This window comes from Methylorubrum zatmanii (assembly GCF_014845115.1).
In the GTDB taxonomy this organism is placed as follows: Bacteria; Pseudomonadota; Alphaproteobacteria; order Rhizobiales; family Beijerinckiaceae; genus Methylobacterium; species Methylobacterium zatmanii.
In genome coordinates this window covers 42,220-58,475 of the sequence record NZ_NKUI01000041.1, presented here as the reverse complement: position 1 = coordinate 58,475, position 16,256 = coordinate 42,220, and the positions used below count along the sequence as shown (strand labels likewise).

The 16,256-nt window shown below is 65.6% G+C and carries 14 protein-coding genes and 1 tRNA gene; 10 read left to right on the top strand and 5 right to left on the bottom strand.

The genetic code is table 11. The features are described 5' to 3' along the window. Positions 1-154: 154 nt before the first annotated feature. The 4 genes from MZTS_RS05430 (at position 155) to MZTS_RS05415 (ending at position 4,175) form a co-directional block, all read left to right on the top strand. Positions 155-493 (top strand): hypothetical protein, encoded by a 339-nt coding sequence (locus MZTS_RS05430; protein WP_009866813.1) that lies wholly within the window; start codon positions 155-157, stop codon positions 491-493. 19 nt (positions 494-512) lie between these two features. After that, positions 513-1,214, top strand: coding sequence for an HAD-IA family hydrolase (locus MZTS_RS05425; RefSeq protein WP_009866812.1), 702 nt, complete (start codon positions 513-515; stop codon positions 1,212-1,214). 66 nt (positions 1,215-1,280) lie between these two features. After that, complete coding sequence (locus MZTS_RS05420; RefSeq protein WP_192282374.1) at positions 1,281-2,084, top strand: ATP12 family chaperone protein; 804 nt, start codon at positions 1,281-1,283, stop codon at positions 2,082-2,084. Positions 2,085-2,642: 558 nt separating this feature from the next. After that, positions 2,643-4,175 (top strand): acyl-CoA carboxylase subunit beta, encoded by a 1,533-nt coding sequence (locus MZTS_RS05415; protein ID WP_192282372.1) that lies wholly within the window; start codon positions 2,643-2,645, stop codon positions 4,173-4,175. Positions 4,176-4,338: 163 nt separating this feature from the next. On the opposite strand, the gene MZTS_RS05410 is transcribed toward MZTS_RS05415, so the two are convergent. Together MZTS_RS05410 and MZTS_RS05405 are read right to left on the bottom strand one after the other, a co-directional pair. After that, positions 4,339-4,893: a tellurite resistance TerB family protein gene (locus tag MZTS_RS05410; RefSeq protein WP_009863509.1), complete on the bottom strand. Its 555-nt coding sequence runs from the start codon at positions 4,891-4,893 to the stop codon at positions 4,339-4,341. Positions 4,894-5,016: 123 nt separating this feature from the next. Continuing rightward, positions 5,017-5,091 (bottom strand) — tRNA-Val (locus tag MZTS_RS05405). 228 nt (positions 5,092-5,319) lie between these two features. On the opposite strand from MZTS_RS05405, the gene MZTS_RS05400 reads away from it, so the two are divergent. The 3 genes from MZTS_RS05400 (at position 5,320) to MZTS_RS05390 (ending at position 7,843) form a co-directional block, all read left to right on the top strand. Further along, entirely contained in the window at positions 5,320-5,967 is a 648-nt protein-coding gene (locus MZTS_RS05400) for a TetR/AcrR family transcriptional regulator (RefSeq protein ID WP_009862478.1), read from the top strand. A gap of 32 nt (positions 5,968-5,999) precedes the next feature. Beyond that, positions 6,000-7,019 carry a ketol-acid reductoisomerase gene (gene ilvC / locus MZTS_RS05395; protein ID WP_012452298.1) on the top strand — a complete coding sequence of 340 codons (1,020 nt, stop codon included), beginning with the start codon at positions 6,000-6,002 and terminating at the stop codon, positions 7,017-7,019. Between the two features lie 170 nt (positions 7,020-7,189). After that, complete coding sequence (locus MZTS_RS05390; protein ID WP_192282369.1) at positions 7,190-7,843, top strand: pyridoxamine 5'-phosphate oxidase family protein; 654 nt, start codon at positions 7,190-7,192, stop codon at positions 7,841-7,843. Between the two features lie 255 nt (positions 7,844-8,098). On the opposite strand, the gene ccrA is transcribed toward MZTS_RS05390, so the two are convergent. Both ccrA and MZTS_RS05380 read right to left on the bottom strand, forming a co-directional pair. Next, positions 8,099-9,397 (bottom strand): crotonyl-CoA carboxylase/reductase, encoded by a 1,299-nt coding sequence (ccrA, locus tag MZTS_RS05385; protein WP_192282367.1) that lies wholly within the window; start codon positions 9,395-9,397, stop codon positions 8,099-8,101. A 182-nt stretch (positions 9,398-9,579) separates the two neighbouring features. Then, positions 9,580-11,052: a catalase gene (locus MZTS_RS05380; protein WP_192282365.1), complete on the bottom strand. Its 1,473-nt coding sequence runs from the start codon at positions 11,050-11,052 to the stop codon at positions 9,580-9,582. 941 nt (positions 11,053-11,993) lie between these two features. On the opposite strand from MZTS_RS05380, the gene MZTS_RS05375 reads away from it, so the two are divergent. Next, on the top strand, positions 11,994-14,060 hold the full coding sequence (locus MZTS_RS05375) for a protein meaA (protein WP_192282363.1): 2,067 nt from the start codon (positions 11,994-11,996) through the stop codon (positions 14,058-14,060). A gap of 148 nt (positions 14,061-14,208) precedes the next feature. After that, complete coding sequence (gene trpS, locus MZTS_RS05370; protein WP_192282361.1) at positions 14,209-15,270, top strand: tryptophan--tRNA ligase; 1,062 nt, start codon at positions 14,209-14,211, stop codon at positions 15,268-15,270. Between the two features lie 12 nt (positions 15,271-15,282). Here trpS and MZTS_RS05365 read toward each other — a convergent pair whose 3' ends face one another. Further along, positions 15,283-15,456, bottom strand: a complete 174-nt coding sequence (locus MZTS_RS05365) for a hypothetical protein (RefSeq protein WP_192282359.1) — start codon at positions 15,454-15,456, stop codon at positions 15,283-15,285. A 170-nt stretch (positions 15,457-15,626) separates the two neighbouring features. Here MZTS_RS05365 and leuD point away from each other — a divergent pair, with 170 nt between their 5' ends. Beyond that, a complete protein-coding gene (gene leuD, locus MZTS_RS05360) occupies positions 15,627-16,232 on the top strand; it encodes a 3-isopropylmalate dehydratase small subunit (RefSeq protein WP_192282357.1) in 606 nt (201 codons plus the stop codon). Positions 16,233-16,256: the final 24 nt, after the last annotated feature.

Here is a 16,256-nt window from a genome sequence, read left to right as displayed (position 1 = left end):
CTCGGGCCCTGCTTCACGAAAGCGAGGCCCGTCTCGGAAAAACGATTCTCCGCCATAGCTGTCGAGGGGTAAGCCTGTCGCGTGGACGGGGAGCCGGCGAGATGGTCTTATCCGCCCGCTCACAACGATGCCGCTGCAACGAGGTCAGGATCCCATGAGGACCGTCACGCTGGTGTCCGTCGCGCTCATCGGCCTGTGCTGCGCCGCAGCGCCGGCCGGGGCAGCTCCTCCGCCGGGAGCGCCGGCCCAGCCGCAGCCGCAGCCGCAGACGTCCACCCCCGCCCCGGCTCAGCCGAATGCGGTCGCGCAGCGGCCCCAGAATCCGGGCCAGCGCGCGGCCGAGCGGCGGCGGCGCTCCTCCTACGCCGCGTGCAACCGCGAATCGCATCGGCGCAAGCTTTCCGGCGGCGCGCGTCGCCGCTTCCTCGTCCGTTGCCGCCTCGGCTATGAAAGGCGGGCATCCCCGAATGCGGCACCGGCGCGCAAGCCGTGAGTCGTGAGGCCTTATCCCCGTGGTGAAGCTCGTCGTCTTCGATGTCGACGGCACCCTCGTCGACAGTCAGCACCTGATCGTCGAGGCGCAGCGGCGGGCTTTTTCCGAACACGACCTGCCGGTGCCGCCGCGTAAGGAGGCGCTGTCGGTCGTTGGGCTGTCGCTGCCGGACGCGTTCCGGCGCCTCGTCGGCGAGGCGGGCCCGATCGAGTCGCTGTCTCACAGCTATCGGCAGGCCTTCCAGGCGCTTCGGATCGATCCCGATTACGAGGAGCCGCTGTTTCCCGGCATGGCCGAACTGGTGGAGCGGCTGCATCGCCGGGAGGATATCCAACTCGGCATCGCCACCGGTAAATCGCGGCGGGGCGTCGATCATCTCATCGACAAGCACGGCTGGGACCGCTGGTTCGCCACGATCCAGACCGCCGACGACGCCCCTTCCAAGCCGGATCCGACGATGCTGCAGCAGGCCATGCGGGAGGCCGGGGCCGAACCGTCGATGACCATCATGATCGGCGACACGACCTACGACATGATGATGGCCAAGGGCGCGGGCGTCGCCGCCGTCGGCGTCGGCTGGGGCTATCATTCGCCCGGCGCCCTGTTCGGGGCCGGCGCGGTCACGGTGGTCGATTCGGCAACCTCTCTCGGCGACCTGTTCTCCGGCTCGCTCGATGCGTCGCGGACCGGATCGATGACGGAACGGCTCGGCTTCTCCTGAGGGAGAAGGACCGCGGCATCGCGATCCGGGCTCGCACCCGGGCGCGCGAAATCCTATCTGGAAGACATGACCATCTCAGGCGACGACGTGACCCGCGACTGGCTGGGGGAGCCCGGCGACGATCCGAACCCGGATCCCATCCGCGCGGCCCGCGCGAGCACTGCGCCTACGCTCCCCAAGCGCTTCTACGCGGAAGCCGGCATCGCCCCGGTCGAGGGCGGCTTCCGCCTCGTTCTCGACGGCCGCGGCGCCAACACACCGGGCCGCCGCCCCCTCGCGGTGCCGAACGCCGTCCTGGGTGAGGCTCTGGCTGCGGAGTGGGCGGCACAGGAAACGGTGATCGACCCGCGCACCATGCCGCTGACCCGTCTCGTCAACACCACCATCGACGGCGTGGTGGATCGTCGGGCGGAGGTCGCGGCCGACCTCGCCGCCTATGCCGGCACGGATCTGATCGTCTACCGTGCGGGCACGCCGGAGCGCCTCGTCGCGGAACAAGCGGCGGCCTGGGACCCGTTGGTGGCCTGGGCTGCAGAACGGCTCGGAGCGCGGCTGTTTCTCGCCGAAGGCGTCATGCATGTGGAGCAGCCGGAGGGCTCGGTCGAAGCCTTGCGGGTAGCGGTGGAAGCTGTGGACGATCCGTTCCGCCTCGCAGCTCTGCACGCGATGACGACTCTCACGGGTTCGCTGGTCATCGCCTTGGCGGTCCTGCAAGGGCGTCTCGGCGCGGACGAAGCGTGGGCGGCGGCCCATGTCGATGAGGCCTTCCAAGCCGGTGTCTGGGGGCGCGACGCCGAGGCGGAGGCGCGGCTCGCCTATCGACGGATGGAATTCGATGCGGCAGCTTCGGTGGCACAAAGTCTGACCTAGCAGAGGCGCATCGAAATTGTGCTGTTCTGCGCGGTGCCGATACGGCTTGCTTATTTTTATACCAAGTAAAAATAGCAGAATGTTATAAATCTGGAGTGTTACTCGATTGCACTATCGGATCCGCGATGTGCCCTTCACTTTCGGCGTTGTCCGATTTTGGAGACGAACGTGCCTACCTTTTCTATCACTGCGCGCCGGATCACCCTTGCGACTGTCGCAGCCGTGCTTTCACTGAGCATGGCTGCCTGCGCGACCAAGCCCGCACCGGTCGAACCGACGCCTCTCGTCAAGAAGGGCTGATCGCATCCGCCGCGGCGATGGCGGCTTGAACAACGGCTCCGGCCTCCGGGCCGGGCCACCGGCGACTCGCTCCGAGGCCGAGCCAGCGGCATGGCCGTGACCGCCTTCCCTGAAAGGACGAGTGGCCGGATTCTCCCGAGCCGTTTCCGAGGGCGGAAACGCGTGCTAAGGGCGATCGATCGGTGCAAGGTCAAGCTGTTTACGCTCTGACCTGCATTCAAAAAACGATTTTGACCGCCAGGGAGTCTCGCCAGCACCATGAAGGATATTCTGGAGAAGCTTGAGGAACGTCGCGCCCAGGCCCGTCTCGGCGGCGGGGAGAGGCGGCTCGAGGCTCAGCACAAGCGCGGCAAGCTCACGGCGCGCGAGCGCATCGAACTCCTGCTCGACCACGGGTCGTTCGAAGAGTTCGACATGTTCGTCCAGCATCGCTCCACCGATTTCGGCATGGAGAATCAGAAAATCCCCGGCGACGGCGTGGTGACCGGCTGGGGCACCGTGAACGGCCGCACGGTCTTCCTGTTCTCGAAGGACTTCACGGTGTTCGGCGGCTCGCTCTCCGAGGCGCATGCGGCCAAGATCGTCAAGGTTCAGGACATGGCGCTGAAGATGCGCGCGCCGATCATCGGCATCTTCGATGCCGGTGGCGCCCGCATCCAAGAGGGCGTGGCGGCACTCGGCGGCTATGGCGAAGTGTTCCGCCGCAACGTGGCCGCCTCGGGCGTAATCCCGCAGATTTCCGTTATTATGGGTCCCTGCGCCGGCGGCGACGTCTATTCTCCGGCCATGACCGACTTCATCTTCATGGTGCGTGACACGAGCTACATGTTCGTGACCGGCCCCGACGTGGTGAAGACCGTCACCAACGAGGTCGTCACCGCCGAGGAGCTGGGCGGGGCCAAGGTTCACACCAGCAAGTCCTCCATCGCCGACGGCTCGTTCGAGAACGATGTCGAGGCGATCCTGCAGATCCGCCGCCTGCTCGACTTCCTCCCCGCCAACAACATCGAGGGTGTGCCGGAGATCGAGAGCTTCGACGACGTCAACCGCCTCGACAAGTCGCTCGACACCCTGATCCCGGACAATCCGAACAAGCCCTACGACATGGGCGAGCTGATCCGCCGCGTGGTCGACGAGGGCGATTTCTTCGAGATCCAGGCGGCCTATGCCCGCAATATCATCACCGGTTTCGGCCGCATCGAGGGGCGTACGGTCGGCTTCGTCGCCAACCAGCCGCTGGTGCTGGCCGGCGTGCTCGATTCGGACGCTTCGCGCAAGGCCGCCCGCTTCGTACGCTTCTGCAACGCCTTCTCGATTCCGATCGTCACCTTCGTCGACGTGCCGGGCTTCCTTCCCGGAACGGCGCAGGAATATGGCGGCCTGATCAAGCACGGCGCCAAGCTCCTCTTCGCCTATAGCCAAGCGACGGTGCCGCTCGTCACCATCATCACCCGCAAGGCCTTCGGCGGCGCCTACGACGTGATGGCCTCCAAGCATGTCGGCGCCGACCTGAACTATGCGTGGCCGACGGCGCAGATCGCGGTGATGGGGGCCAAGGGCGCGGTCGAGATCATCTTCCGCGCGGAGATGGGCGACGAGGGCAAGATCGCCGAGCGCACCAAGGAGTACGAGGACCGCTTCCTCTCGCCCTTCGTGGCGGCGGAGCGCGGCTATATCGACGAGGTGATCATGCCCCACTCCACCCGCAAGCGCATCGCCCGGGCCCTGGGCATGCTGCGCACCAAGGAGATGGAGCAGCCCTGGAAGAAGCACGACAACATCCCGCTCTGATACGGGATCCGCTTGACCGGAGCGGGTTGCGTGTCGGCAAGCCCGCCCGGCGTTTGGGCGAAGCCCCAATCCGCCACCCGAAGGGATCAACCGGATTGGGTCTGAGGCGGGTGCGGGCCGCCCTCCGGGGCGGCCTGTTTATCTGATCGTGACGAGCGTGTCCCTATCCGTGGTTGCCGGCACGGCTGGCGACGAGAGCCGGCCCGCCGGCGACGAGTCGGCGCTTGAGCCGCGCCAGTGCCTCCTGCTGAAGCTCGCTCAACGGGGAGTGGGCTGAGGCGACTTTCGCCAACATGTCGACGAGTTGCATCCGCTCCTCGCCGGTCAGTTTCTCCCGCAGCAGCGGCAGCAAGGGGTCGGCGACCAGGGAGAACGGGCGCCGCTCCTCGGTGTAGCGCCATGCCCGCTCGAAAGTGGCCGAAATCGCCTGGATCTCCAGGGGGTTCTCCATGAATTCCAGGATCCGGGTCTTTTCCGAAGCCGTCACAGGGCTCCCCGTACGGACGATCTGGATCATCAGGATGACGGCGGCGAGCCGGACATCGTTCACCCGCTGGAGCGGCGTGCCGATGATGCTCTCAAACGTCGATTTCGCCCGGCGCTGAAGCCCTTTGGTGTCCTTGTCTATCTCTTGGAGCTGCTTGACCGCGTAATGCGCCCGCAGCAACCAGATCACGACACTGGCGACGACAGCGGCAAGGATGATCAGAATCGGCAAGACGTTTCCCCGCGCCCTCAGATACAGAGAATCGGCGCGAAACCCATCACGATCACACGACGGGGTCAAACCCGACGAGGGGTGACAGCCGACTTTGGGACGACGAAGGAATGAATGAGGGGATGGTGGGCGCGACAGGGATCGAACCTGTGACCCTTCGCGTGTGAAGCGAATGCTCTCCCGCTGAGCTACGCACCCTTACCCTTCGGTGTCGCTTGCGGAAGGCGGCACCGGCGTCGCTGTGGCGACGAAGGGCCGTATACGCTGGGCCCGAGCGCTCGTAAAGCGGCTTCGTTGCGTCGGCGACAGATTCCTGTCGGAGGACAAAGAACGAGACGGATTCCGCTGTTTCCCTGCTTGTTCCGCGTGCCCGGACCGGCTAGGTGAGCGTACCGTACGGTACGGTACGGATTCACCAACCGGATTATGCAGCCGAGCGCCCTCATCAGCAGCGAGCCAGAGCCCGAGACGCCCTCTCCGCGTCAACAGGCGGTGCTGGATGCCGTCCTGGCCTTGATGGTCGATGGCGGCGATCCGCTCACCATGGATGCCGTGGCGCGCCGGGCGAGCTGCTCGAAGGAAACGCTCTACAAGTGGTTCGGTGACCGTGACGGTCTTCTGACCGCGACGGTGCGCTGGCAAGCCTCTCGCGTCCATGCCGGCCGCGACGAGGTGGACGGACTCGATGCGGTGACCCTGCGGGAGAGCCTCCTGGATTTCGCCGAGAGTTGGCTCGCGGTCATCGCCGGCCCCACCTCCGTCGCGCTCAACCGCATCGCCATCGCCGATGCCGGCTCGCGCCGGAGCAGCCTCGGCGGCATCGTGCTGGCCAACGGTCGCTTCGCCATTGGCGAGCGGGTCAAGCCGGTGCTTGAGGCCGGCCGCGCGGCAGGTCTTCTCGCTTTCGATGACAGCGAAGCGGCGTTTCGGACTTTCTTCGGTCTCGTCGGCCGCGATATCCAGATCCGACTTCTCCTCGGCGACGCGCTCGACCTCGACGCTGCCGGGATCCGGAGCGACGCGGCCCGTGCCGTCGAGCAGTTCCTGACCCTGTACGGGCAGGCAAAACCCTGAACCCAACCCCCGACACGAGAGAGGAAGACATCATGCGCGTTTATTACGATCGCGACGCCGACCTGAACCTGATCAAGGGCAAGAAGGTCGTTATCGTCGGCTACGGCAGCCAGGGTCACGCCCACGCGCTCAACCTGCGCGATTCCGGCGTGAAGGACATCGTCATCGCCCTGCGCGAGGGTTCCGCGACCGCCAAGAAGGCGGAGCACGAGGGCTTCAAGGTGATGAACGTCGCCGACGCCGCCAAGTGGGGCGACGTGGTGATGATGCTCACCCCCGACGAGCTGCAGGGCGACATCTACAAGGAGTCGCTTGAGGGCAACATGAAGCAGGGCGCCGCGCTCCTGTTCGCCCACGGCCTCAACGTCCACTTCAACCTGATCGAGCCGCGCAAGGACCTCGACGTGCTGATGGTCGCCCCGAAGGGCCCGGGCCACACCGTCCGCGGCGAGTACCTCAAGGGCGGCGGCGTGCCGACCCTGATCGCCATCGCCCAGGACGCCTCGGGCAATGCCCACGATCTCGGCCTCTCCTACGCCTCGGCCAATGGCGGCGGCCGCGCCGGCATCATCGAGACCACCTTCAAGGAAGAATGCGAGACCGACCTGTTCGGTGAGCAGGCCGTGCTCTGCGGCGGCCTCGTCGAGCTGATCAAGGCCGGCTTCGAGACCCTGGTCGAGGCGGGCTACGCCCCCGAGATGGCCTATTTCGAGTGCCTGCACGAGGTGAAGCTGATCGTCGACCTCATCTACGAGGGCGGCATCGCCAACATGAACTACTCGATCTCGAACACCGCCGAGTACGGCGAGTACGTCACCGGCCCGCGCATCGTCACGCCCGAGACCAAGGCCGAGATGAAGCGCGTCCTCAACGACATCCAGTCGGGCATCTTCACCCGCAACTGGATGCTGGAGAACAAGGTCGGCCAGACCTCGTTCAAGGCCACCCGCGCCAAGCTCGCCGCCCACCCGATCGAGGAGGTCGGTGCCAAGCTCCGCGGCATGATGCCGTGGATCTCCGAGAAGGCCCTGGTCGACAAGACCAAGAACTGATTCTTTTCGGGGTCGGAGGCCGTGCTGTGCTCGGCCTCCACCATTGAGCCAGAAAGGCCGGTTCGCGCGAGCGTAACCGGCCTTTTTCGTGGCCGAGGTTGCGGCCTCGTGCCTTTTCCTTAAACGCTGCCGGACGCGGTCCGAAACAACGGGCCCAGGAGGAGACGCAGATGGCATCGCTTTATTCGGAGGCGCACCGCGCTCTCCAAGAGGAATTCGGGACGACCAAGCTCGCCGTCCGCCTCGATGAGGATTGGGTGCACGAGACGATCCAGCCGGACGAGGCTGCCTTCATCGGCTCGCGCGACATGTTCTTCCTGTCCACCGTCGATCCCGACGGCATGCCGACCGTCTCCTACAAGGGTGGCCCGACCGGTTTCGTGAAGGTGGTCGATGGTTCGACCCTGGTGTTCCCGGGCTTCGATGGCAACGGGATGTTCTACTCGGTCGGCAACATCGCGGGTCAGGCCAAGGTCGGCCTGCTGTTCATCGATTTCGAGACGCCGCACCGCATCCGCGTGCAGGGCCACGCTTCGGTGCTGCGCGACGATCCGCTGATGGCCGAATACACCGAGGCGAAATATCTCGTGAAGGTCGACGTCACGAAGATCTGGGTCAACTGCCCACGCTACATCCACAAGTACAGGAAGCTGGAGCAGAACAAGTACGTCCCCCGCCCTGACCGCGAGACGCCGCTCGCCGCCTGGAAGCGGCTCGACTTGGCCGGCGACGTCATCAGCGACGAAGACAAGGCGCGGGTGGCGAAGGAGGGACGCCTCGAAGTCTCCGAATACGAGGCGATGGTGGCCCGCGGAGAGGCCTGAATTTCTTTATCTGTGCCGGAGCGGTGCCAGAATCAGAAACGCCCGCGCCTCGTCGAGGGGCGCGGGCGTTTTGGGTTTGGCGGGCCCATGCAGGCCCCCAGCAATTCGGGAGCAGGCCGGCGGTGGGTGGTCCCACCGCCGGCCCGGTCTCATATCCCATCCGGTTGATCCCTTCGGGAGGGCGGATTAGGGCTTCGCTCAAACGCCGCGCGGGCTTGCCGAGACGCGACCCGCTCCGATCAAGCGGATGCCCTGTCACATTGCCTTGAGCGGGCCGGCCTCGATCACATCCTCGACCGTGCGCAGACCGGCGCGGGTCGAGTTGACGAGCACCGCCATGTTGCCCGGCGGGTGCTGGTTCTTCCACATCTTGGTATGGGCGGCCGGGATCTTGTCCCAGGGGAACACCTCGCTCATGCAGGGATCGACCCGCCGGTCCATGACGAACTGGTTGGCGGCCGAAGCCTGCTTGAGGTGGGCAAAGTGCGAGCCCTGGATCCGCTTCTGGCGCATCCAGACGTAGCGGGCGTCGAAGGTGATGTTGAAGCCGGTCGTGCCGGCGCAGAACACCACCATGCCGCCGCGCTTCACCACCAGCGACGAGACCGGGAAGGTCGCCTCGCCGGGATGCTCGAACACGATGTCGACGTCGTTGCCCTTGCCGGTGATGTCCCAGATCGCCTTGCCGAACTTCCGGGCTTCCTTGAGCCAGGTGTTGTACTCGGGCGAGTTCACCTTCGGCAGCTGACCCCAGCAGTCGAAGTCCTTGCGGTTGATGACGCCCTTGGCGCCGAGGCTCATCACGTAGTCGCGCTTCGACTCGTCGGAGATCACGGCGATGGCGTTGGCGCCCGACGCCGCGCAGAGCTGCACGCCGAACACGCCGAGGCCGCCGGAGGCGCCCCAGATCAGCACGTTCTGGCCCGGACGCACGGTGTGCGGGGGGTGACCGAACAGCATGCGGTAGGCGGTGGCGAGCGTCAGCGTGTAGCAGGCCGCCTCTTCCCAGGTCAGGTGCTTCGGCCGGGCCATGAGCTGGCGCGACTGCACCCGGCAGAACTGGGCGAAGGAGCCGTCGCCGGTCTCGTAACCCCAGATGCGCTGGGTCGGCGAGAACATCGGATCGCCGCCGTTGCACTCCTCGTCGTCGCCGTCGTCCTGATTGCAGTGGACGATGACCTCGTCGCCGACCTTCCAGCGCTTCACCTTGGCGCCGACCTTCCAGACGATGCCCGACGCGTCCGAACCGGCGATGTGGTACTCGCCCTTGTGCACGTCGAAGGGCGAGATCGGCTCACCGAGGCCGGCCCAGACGCCGTTGTAGTTCACGCCGGCGGCCATGACATAGACCAACACTTCGTCGTCGCCGATGTCCCAGACCGGCAGCACTTCGAGCTGGTGGGACTGCTCCGGCGGCCCATGGCGCTCGCGGCGGATCGCCCAGGCATACATCTTGGCCGGCACGTGACCCAGCGGCGGTATCTCACCGAGCTCGTAAAGGTCCTTGGCTTCCGCCGTCTGCCCGGTCCAGGCCGGCGCTGCGCTTGCAGCCATTGTGGCACTCCCTATCGTGTCCTTGGCTCACGCGAACTGAACCGCGCGACCTTGGCAGACGCTATAAGCACGATGTTTCCAGCCTTCCAAGTGGTCTAAAAGGCAAGGCTTTGTCCTACACGCACAAAAAAGAGGCGCCGGCTAAAGCCGACGCCCCTGTATTCAAAATAACGTTGAGATGATCACTCGGCAGCGGCCTTAGCCGTGTCGATGCCGAGGCCTTTGGCGACGCCGCGGCCGAAATCCTCGTGCACCTTGAACCAGTGGGCGATCATCCGCTCCTGGATGTTGCGCGGGCTGTCGCCCATGGAGGTGACGATGTTCTCGACGAGCCGCTGGCGACCGCCCTCGTCCAAGACCTTGGTCCAGAACAGCCGGGGCTGCCCGTAGAGATCCTCGTCGTCGCCCGGCCAGCCGTAGCGGCCGGCATCGCCGTTGATGCGCAGCGGCGGCTCGCTGAACGACGGATCCTGCTTCGGTCCGCCGAAGGAATTCGGCTCGTAATCGACCTGGGCGCCGTGGTTGCCGTCGGTGCGCATGGCGCCGTCGCGATGATAGGTCTGCACGGCCGCGTTTCTCGGCTGGTTCACCGGAATCTGCTGATAGTTGACCCCGAGCCGGTAGCGATGCGCGTCCGCGTAGGAGAGCACCCGGTTCTGCAGCATCTTGTCCGGCGAGAAGCCGATGCCCGGCACCACGTTCGACGGCTCGAAGGCCGATTGCTCGATCTCGGCGAAATAATTGTCCGGATTGCGGTTCAGCTCCATCTCGCCGATCTCGATCAGCGGATAGTCGCCGTGCGGCCAGACCTTGGTGAGGTCGAACGGATTGATGCGATAGGTGTCGGCCTCCAGCTCCGGCATGATCTGGACCGAGACCCGCCATTTCGGGAAATCGCCCTTCTCGATGGCCGTCGAGAGGTCGGCGGCGGAGTAATCGGGATCCTTGCCGGCGATCTCGTCGGCCTCGTCCGCCGAGAAATTCTGGATGCCCTGCTGGGTGTGGAAGTGGAACTTCACCCAGTAACGCTCGCCCCTGTCGTTCCAGAGCGAGAAGGTGTGCGAGCCGTAGCCGTTCATGAACCGCGCCGATTTCGGCGTGCCGCGATCCGAGTACAGGAACATCACCTGATGGATCGCCTCGGGCGAAAGGCTCCAGAAATCCCACCGCCGCCAATGGGGTTTCAGATGGGTGCGCGGGTCGCGCTTCTGGGTGCGGATGAAGTCGGAGAACTTGATCGCGTCGCGCACGAAGAAGATCGGCGTGTTGTTGCCGACGAGGTCCCAGTTGCCTTCCTCGGTATAGAACTTGAGGGCGAAGCCGCGCGGATCGCGGGCGGTGTCGGCCGAGCCGGATTCGCCGCCCACGGTCGAGAACCGGGCAACCATCGGCACCTCCTTGCCGACCTCGGTCAGTACCTTGGCGCGGGTGTACTCACCGAGCGACTTGGTGAGGCGGAAGGTGCCGTAGGCGCCGTACCCTTTGGCGTGGACCACGCGCTCCGGGATCCTCTCCCGGTTGAAATGGGCCATCTTCTCGATGAGATGATAATCCTGCATCAGCACCGGTCCGCGCGGACCGGCCGTGAGTGAATTCTGGTTGTCGGAAACCGGATTCCCGAAAGCCGTGGTCAGCCGCGGGCTCTGATCCGCCATTGCCTGTGTCTCCCTGCTTCGATGCAACGTCACACCGTCGGCGCAGCCCCCAGCGCCCGCCGGTTGCGCGCGGTGCACGCTCGCTGGCTCAACGTGTGAGGCAAAGGTTGGAGCCATTCGAGGCTGTGGTCCGCGACCACTTTCTCGTGTGACGACGGCTCCATGGGTGCCCGCCGGTTCCGGCGCCGGTCGGTCAAATTTGCCCAAGTCCTGATTGCAACACGTTTCCAGGCGCCATTATCATCCCAAGAAAATTTCTGCTGAAGACGGGATTATTTATCGAATACATGCTCGTGCGAAAGCGCACTTAACTTAAATATCTGCCAACTATCTTTGCTTCATGCCTCAGTTAACGGCAAAAATCAGATAGTGATGGAGAGATATTTTGTCCCGTCTTTTATCCTGCCTCGCGCTCTCGCTCGCCATGCTGGCTACCGCTGCCTTTCCTGCCTCGGCACAGTCCGATGGCGGGCATGACCGCCCCCGTGCAACCAAGGCTGCTCAGCCCGCCAGCAAGCCCGCCCTGCCGAGGAACGCCGCTCCGCATTGGTCGAGCATCTCTCGCGACGGCGGCCACGTGTCGCGTCCCGAGGCGACGCGGACGATTCTGGTCCCGCGCGGTGGCCGGCTCGATGTGGTCCATGTCCCGGTGAGACCCCGGGCATCCGCATCGACCGGTGACGCATTCGGCAACTGAGCAGGTGCCTCGGGGGGCGACATCGTCCGTCGCGGGCAGGCCGGCCGCGCGCCATCCTCTCGCGTCGGTTCAGATCTGCCGGCGCAAATCCACTTCACGGCCGTATCAAGTTTTTCCAGCCGCTCGAGGCACCAACCCCGACCTTTCTCCCAGATGACGTGGCGCGGCCGCTTCGCTACGGTGCCGCCGACATGACGCGCGTGGCGCGTCAAACAACGAATTCTGGTATACGGAGTCGAGCGGGATGAGCGCCCAAGGGAGCGTCGCCGAGATCAAGCGCGATAAGCCGTGGATCATCCGCACCTATGCGGGCCATTCCACCGCGACGGAATCGAACAAACTCTACCGCGGCAACCTCGCCAAGGGCCAGACGGGCCTCTCGGTCGCCTTCGACCTGCCGACGCAGACCGGTTACGATCCCGATCACGAACTCGCCCGCGGCGAGGTCGGCAAGGTCGGCGTCTCGATCGCCCATCTCGGCGACATGCGGACCTTGTTCGACCAGATTCCGCTGGCGCAGATGAACACCTCGATGACGATCAACGCCACGGCGCCGTGGCTGTTGTCGCTCTACCTCGCCGTGGCCGAGGAACAGGGCGCGCCGATCTCGGCGCTGCAGGGCACCACGCAGAACGACATCATCAAGGAATATCTCTCGCGCGGCACCTACGTGTTCCCGCCCGCGCCCTCGCTCCGGCTGACCAAGGACGTGATCCTGTTCACGACCAAGAACGTGCCGAAGTGGAATCCGATGAATGTCTGCTCCTACCACCTGCAGGAGGCGGGGGCGACGCCGGTTCAGGAGCTGTCCTACGCGCTGGCCATCGCCATCGCCGTGCTCGACACGGTGCGCAACGATCCCGATTTCGACGAGGCGAGCTTCCCCGACGTCTTCAGCCGGATCTCGTTCTTCGTGAATGCCGGCATGCGGTTCATCACCGAAATCTGCAAGATGCGGGCCTTCGCCGAGCTGTGGGACGAGATCGCCCAGGAGCGCTACGGCATCACCGACGCCAAGAAGCGCATCTTCCGCTACGGCGTGCAGGTGAACAGCCTCGGCCTGACCGAGCAGCAGCCGGAAAACAACGTCCACCGCATCCTGATCGAGATGCTGGCGGTGACCCTGTCCAAGCGCGCCCGCGCCCGCGCCGTGCAGCTGCCGGCCTGGAACGAGGCCCTCGGCCTGCCCCGGCCCTGGGACCAGCAATGGTCGATGCGGATGCAGCAGATCCTCGCCTTCGAGACCGACCTGCTCGAATACGACGACATCTTCGACGGCTCGACGGTGATCGAATCCCGCGTCGAGGCGCTCAAGGAGCAGACCCGCGCCGAGCTGAAGCGGATCGCCGAACTCGGCGGAGCGGTCTCGGCGGTCGAGGCGGGCGAGCTGAAGCGGGCGCTGGTGGAATCGAACGCCAAGCGCATCTCCGCCATCGAGAAGGGCGAGCAGATCGTCGTCGGCGTCAACAAGTGGCAGCAGGGCGAGCCCTCGCCGCTCACCTCCGGGGACGGGGCGATCTTCACCGTCTCGGAGACGGTGGAGATGGAGGCCGAGGCCCGCATCCGCGAATGGCGCGCCAAGCGCGACGACCGGGCGGTGGGCCAAGCCCTCGCCGACCTCGAACAGGCTGCGCGCTCCGGCGCCAACATCATGCCACCCTCCATCGCCGCGGCGAAGGCGGGCGTGACCACCGGCGAATGGGGCCAGCGCCTGCGCGAGGTGTTCGGCGAATACCGCGCCCCGACCGGCGTCACGCTTCAGACGGTGACCTCCGGCGCGGCGGAGGAGGCCCGCCTGCTCATCGCCGATCTCGGCGAGCGGCTCGGTGAGACGCCGAAGCTCGTGGTCGGCAAGCCCGGCCTCGACGGCCATTCCAACGGCGCCGAGCAGATCGCCCTGCGCGCCCGCGATGTCGGCTTCGACGTGACCTATGACGGCATCCGCCAGACGCCGACCGAGATCGTCGCCAAGGCGAAGGAGCGCGGCGCCCACGTCATCGGCCTGTCGGTTCTCTCCGGCAGCCACGTGCCGCTGGTGCGCGAGGTGAAGGCCAAGCTGCGCGAAGCCGGCCTCGACCACGTGCCGGTCGTCGTCGGCGGCATCATTTCCACCGAGGACGAGCTGGTGCTCAAGAACATGGGCGTCACCGCGGTCTACACCCCCAAGGATTACGAGCTCGACAAGATCATGGTCGGCCTCGCCAAGGTGGTGGAGCGGGCGCTGGACAAGCGCGCCGCCGACAAGGCCGATGCGGAAGCCGGCGTGCCCGGCGCGCCGCGCCGGAACGAAGGCGCCGCACAGGTCTTCTGATCGAGACGAACCGTCCCGCTCCCGATCGGGAGCGGGAACGCCTCATCCGCCTGCTTGACCGGCTGCCGCTGCCGGTGCCAGAACCCGCCGCTTAAAGCGGGATGCGAGATCGCCTCGACCCGGACCTTCTTTCCAGGGACCCGCGCCGATGGCCGCGTTCACCGAGCTCGTCTTTTCCGGCGTCCAGCCGACCGGCAACCTGCATCTCGGCAACTATCTCGGCGCCATCAAGCGCTTCGTCGAGATGCAGCAGCGGGACGCGCAGTGCCTCTACTGCGTGGTCGATCTGCACGCGATCACCCTGTGGCAGGATCCGCAGGCTTTGCGCGGCCAGATCCGCGAGGTGACCGCCGCCTTCCTCGCCGCCGGGATCGACCCGAAGCGGTCCATCGTCTTCAACCAGAGCCAAGTGCCGCAGCACGCGGAACTGGCCTGGATCTTCAATTGCGTCGCCCGCCTCGGCTGGCTCAACCGCATGACGCAGTTCAAGGACAAGGCCGGCAAGGACCGCGAGAACGCCTCCATCGGCCTCTACGACTATCCGGTGCTGATGGCCGCCGACATCCTGGCCTACCGGGCGACGCACGTGCCCGTGGGCGAGGACCAGAAGCAGCATCTCGAACTGACCCGTGACATCGCGCAGAAGTTCAACAACGACTTTTCGCAGTCGATCCTGGCTCACGGCCATGGCGAGCAGTTCTTCCCGATCACCGAGCCGCTGATCGGCGGGCCGGCCGCGCGCGTCATGTCCCTGCGCGACGGCACCAAGAAGATGTCGAAGTCCGATCCGTCGGACTATTCGCGCATCGCGCTCACCGACGACGCCGACGGCATCGCCCAGAAGGTGCGCAAGGCCAAGACCGACCCGGAGCCCCTCCCCTCGGAGGTTGCCGGCCTCGCCGGGCGGCCCGAGGCCGATAACCTCGTCGGCATCTTCGCGGCCCTGCGCGGCATCACCCGCGAGGAGGTGCTGAAGGATTTCGGCGGCGCGCACTTCTCCAGCTTCAAGCCGGCGCTGGTCGATCTCGCGGTGGAGATGCTGGCGCCGATCGGGGCCGAGATGAAGCGGCTCGTCGCCGATCCGGGCTACATCGATTCGGTTCTCGGCGACGGTGCCGAGCGGGCGGCGGCCATCGCCGCGCCGACCCTCGACGCGGTCAAGGACATCGTCGGCTTCGTCCGTCGCGGGCCCTCGCTCAAAGCGGTGTGACGAACCCGGCCGTCACCGCCGCGGCTCGTCCTGCCGCAGGTGGCGGCCGTAGGATTGCTCCTTCTCCTCCCGCTGCTTGATCATGTCGGCATAGGCCTGCCGCATCTCGGGCGAGACGGCCACGCTCTTGCCCTTGGAGGGCTTGCGCTTGGGCGCCTTCTTGAAGGTGTCGGGTGTCTCGGCCATCTGACGTAAATCCCCCCTATCGCAAAACGGACGACCTATACCGCAAGCCGGGGCTTGACCGGAACAGGCCGGTGCCGCTCGGCTACCGGTGCGTCAATCCTGCTGCTAAAAGGCGATGGACCGAGGCCGGGCGAGGATTGCCGGCCGAGACGACGATTTCGAGAAGAGCGATGGAAAAGTTCACGACCCTGGAGGGCGTCGCCGCGCCCATGCGGATCATCAATATCGATACCGACCGCATCATCCCGAAGCAGTATCTCAAGACGATCAAGCGCACCGGGCTCGGCAAGGGCCTGTTCTCCGAGATGCGCTACAACGACGACGGCTCGGAGAATCCCGAATTCATTCTCAACCAGCCAGCCTATCGCAACGCCAAGATCCTGGTGGTAGGCGATAATTTCGGCTGCGGCTCCTCGCGCGAGCACGCCCCCTGGGCGCTGGCCGATTTCGGTATCCGCTGCGTGATCTCCACGAGCTTCGCCGACATCTTCTTCAACAACTGCGCCAAGAACGGCATCCTCGCCATCGTCGTCTCGCCCGAAGATCTGGAGAAGCTGTTCCAGGACGCCGAGCGCGGCGCCAACGCGACGCTGACGATCGATCTGGCGGCTCAAACCATCAAGGGTCCGGACGGCGGCACCCTGCATTTCGACATCGACGAGGGGCGCAAGCACAACCTGCTGAACGGCCTCGACGAGATCGGACTCACCCTCGACCAGAAGGCTGCGGCCATCGAGGCCTACGAGGCGAAGCTCGCCCAGCGCGAATGGGCCTGATGGGCCTCAGCCGCCTTGAGAGCC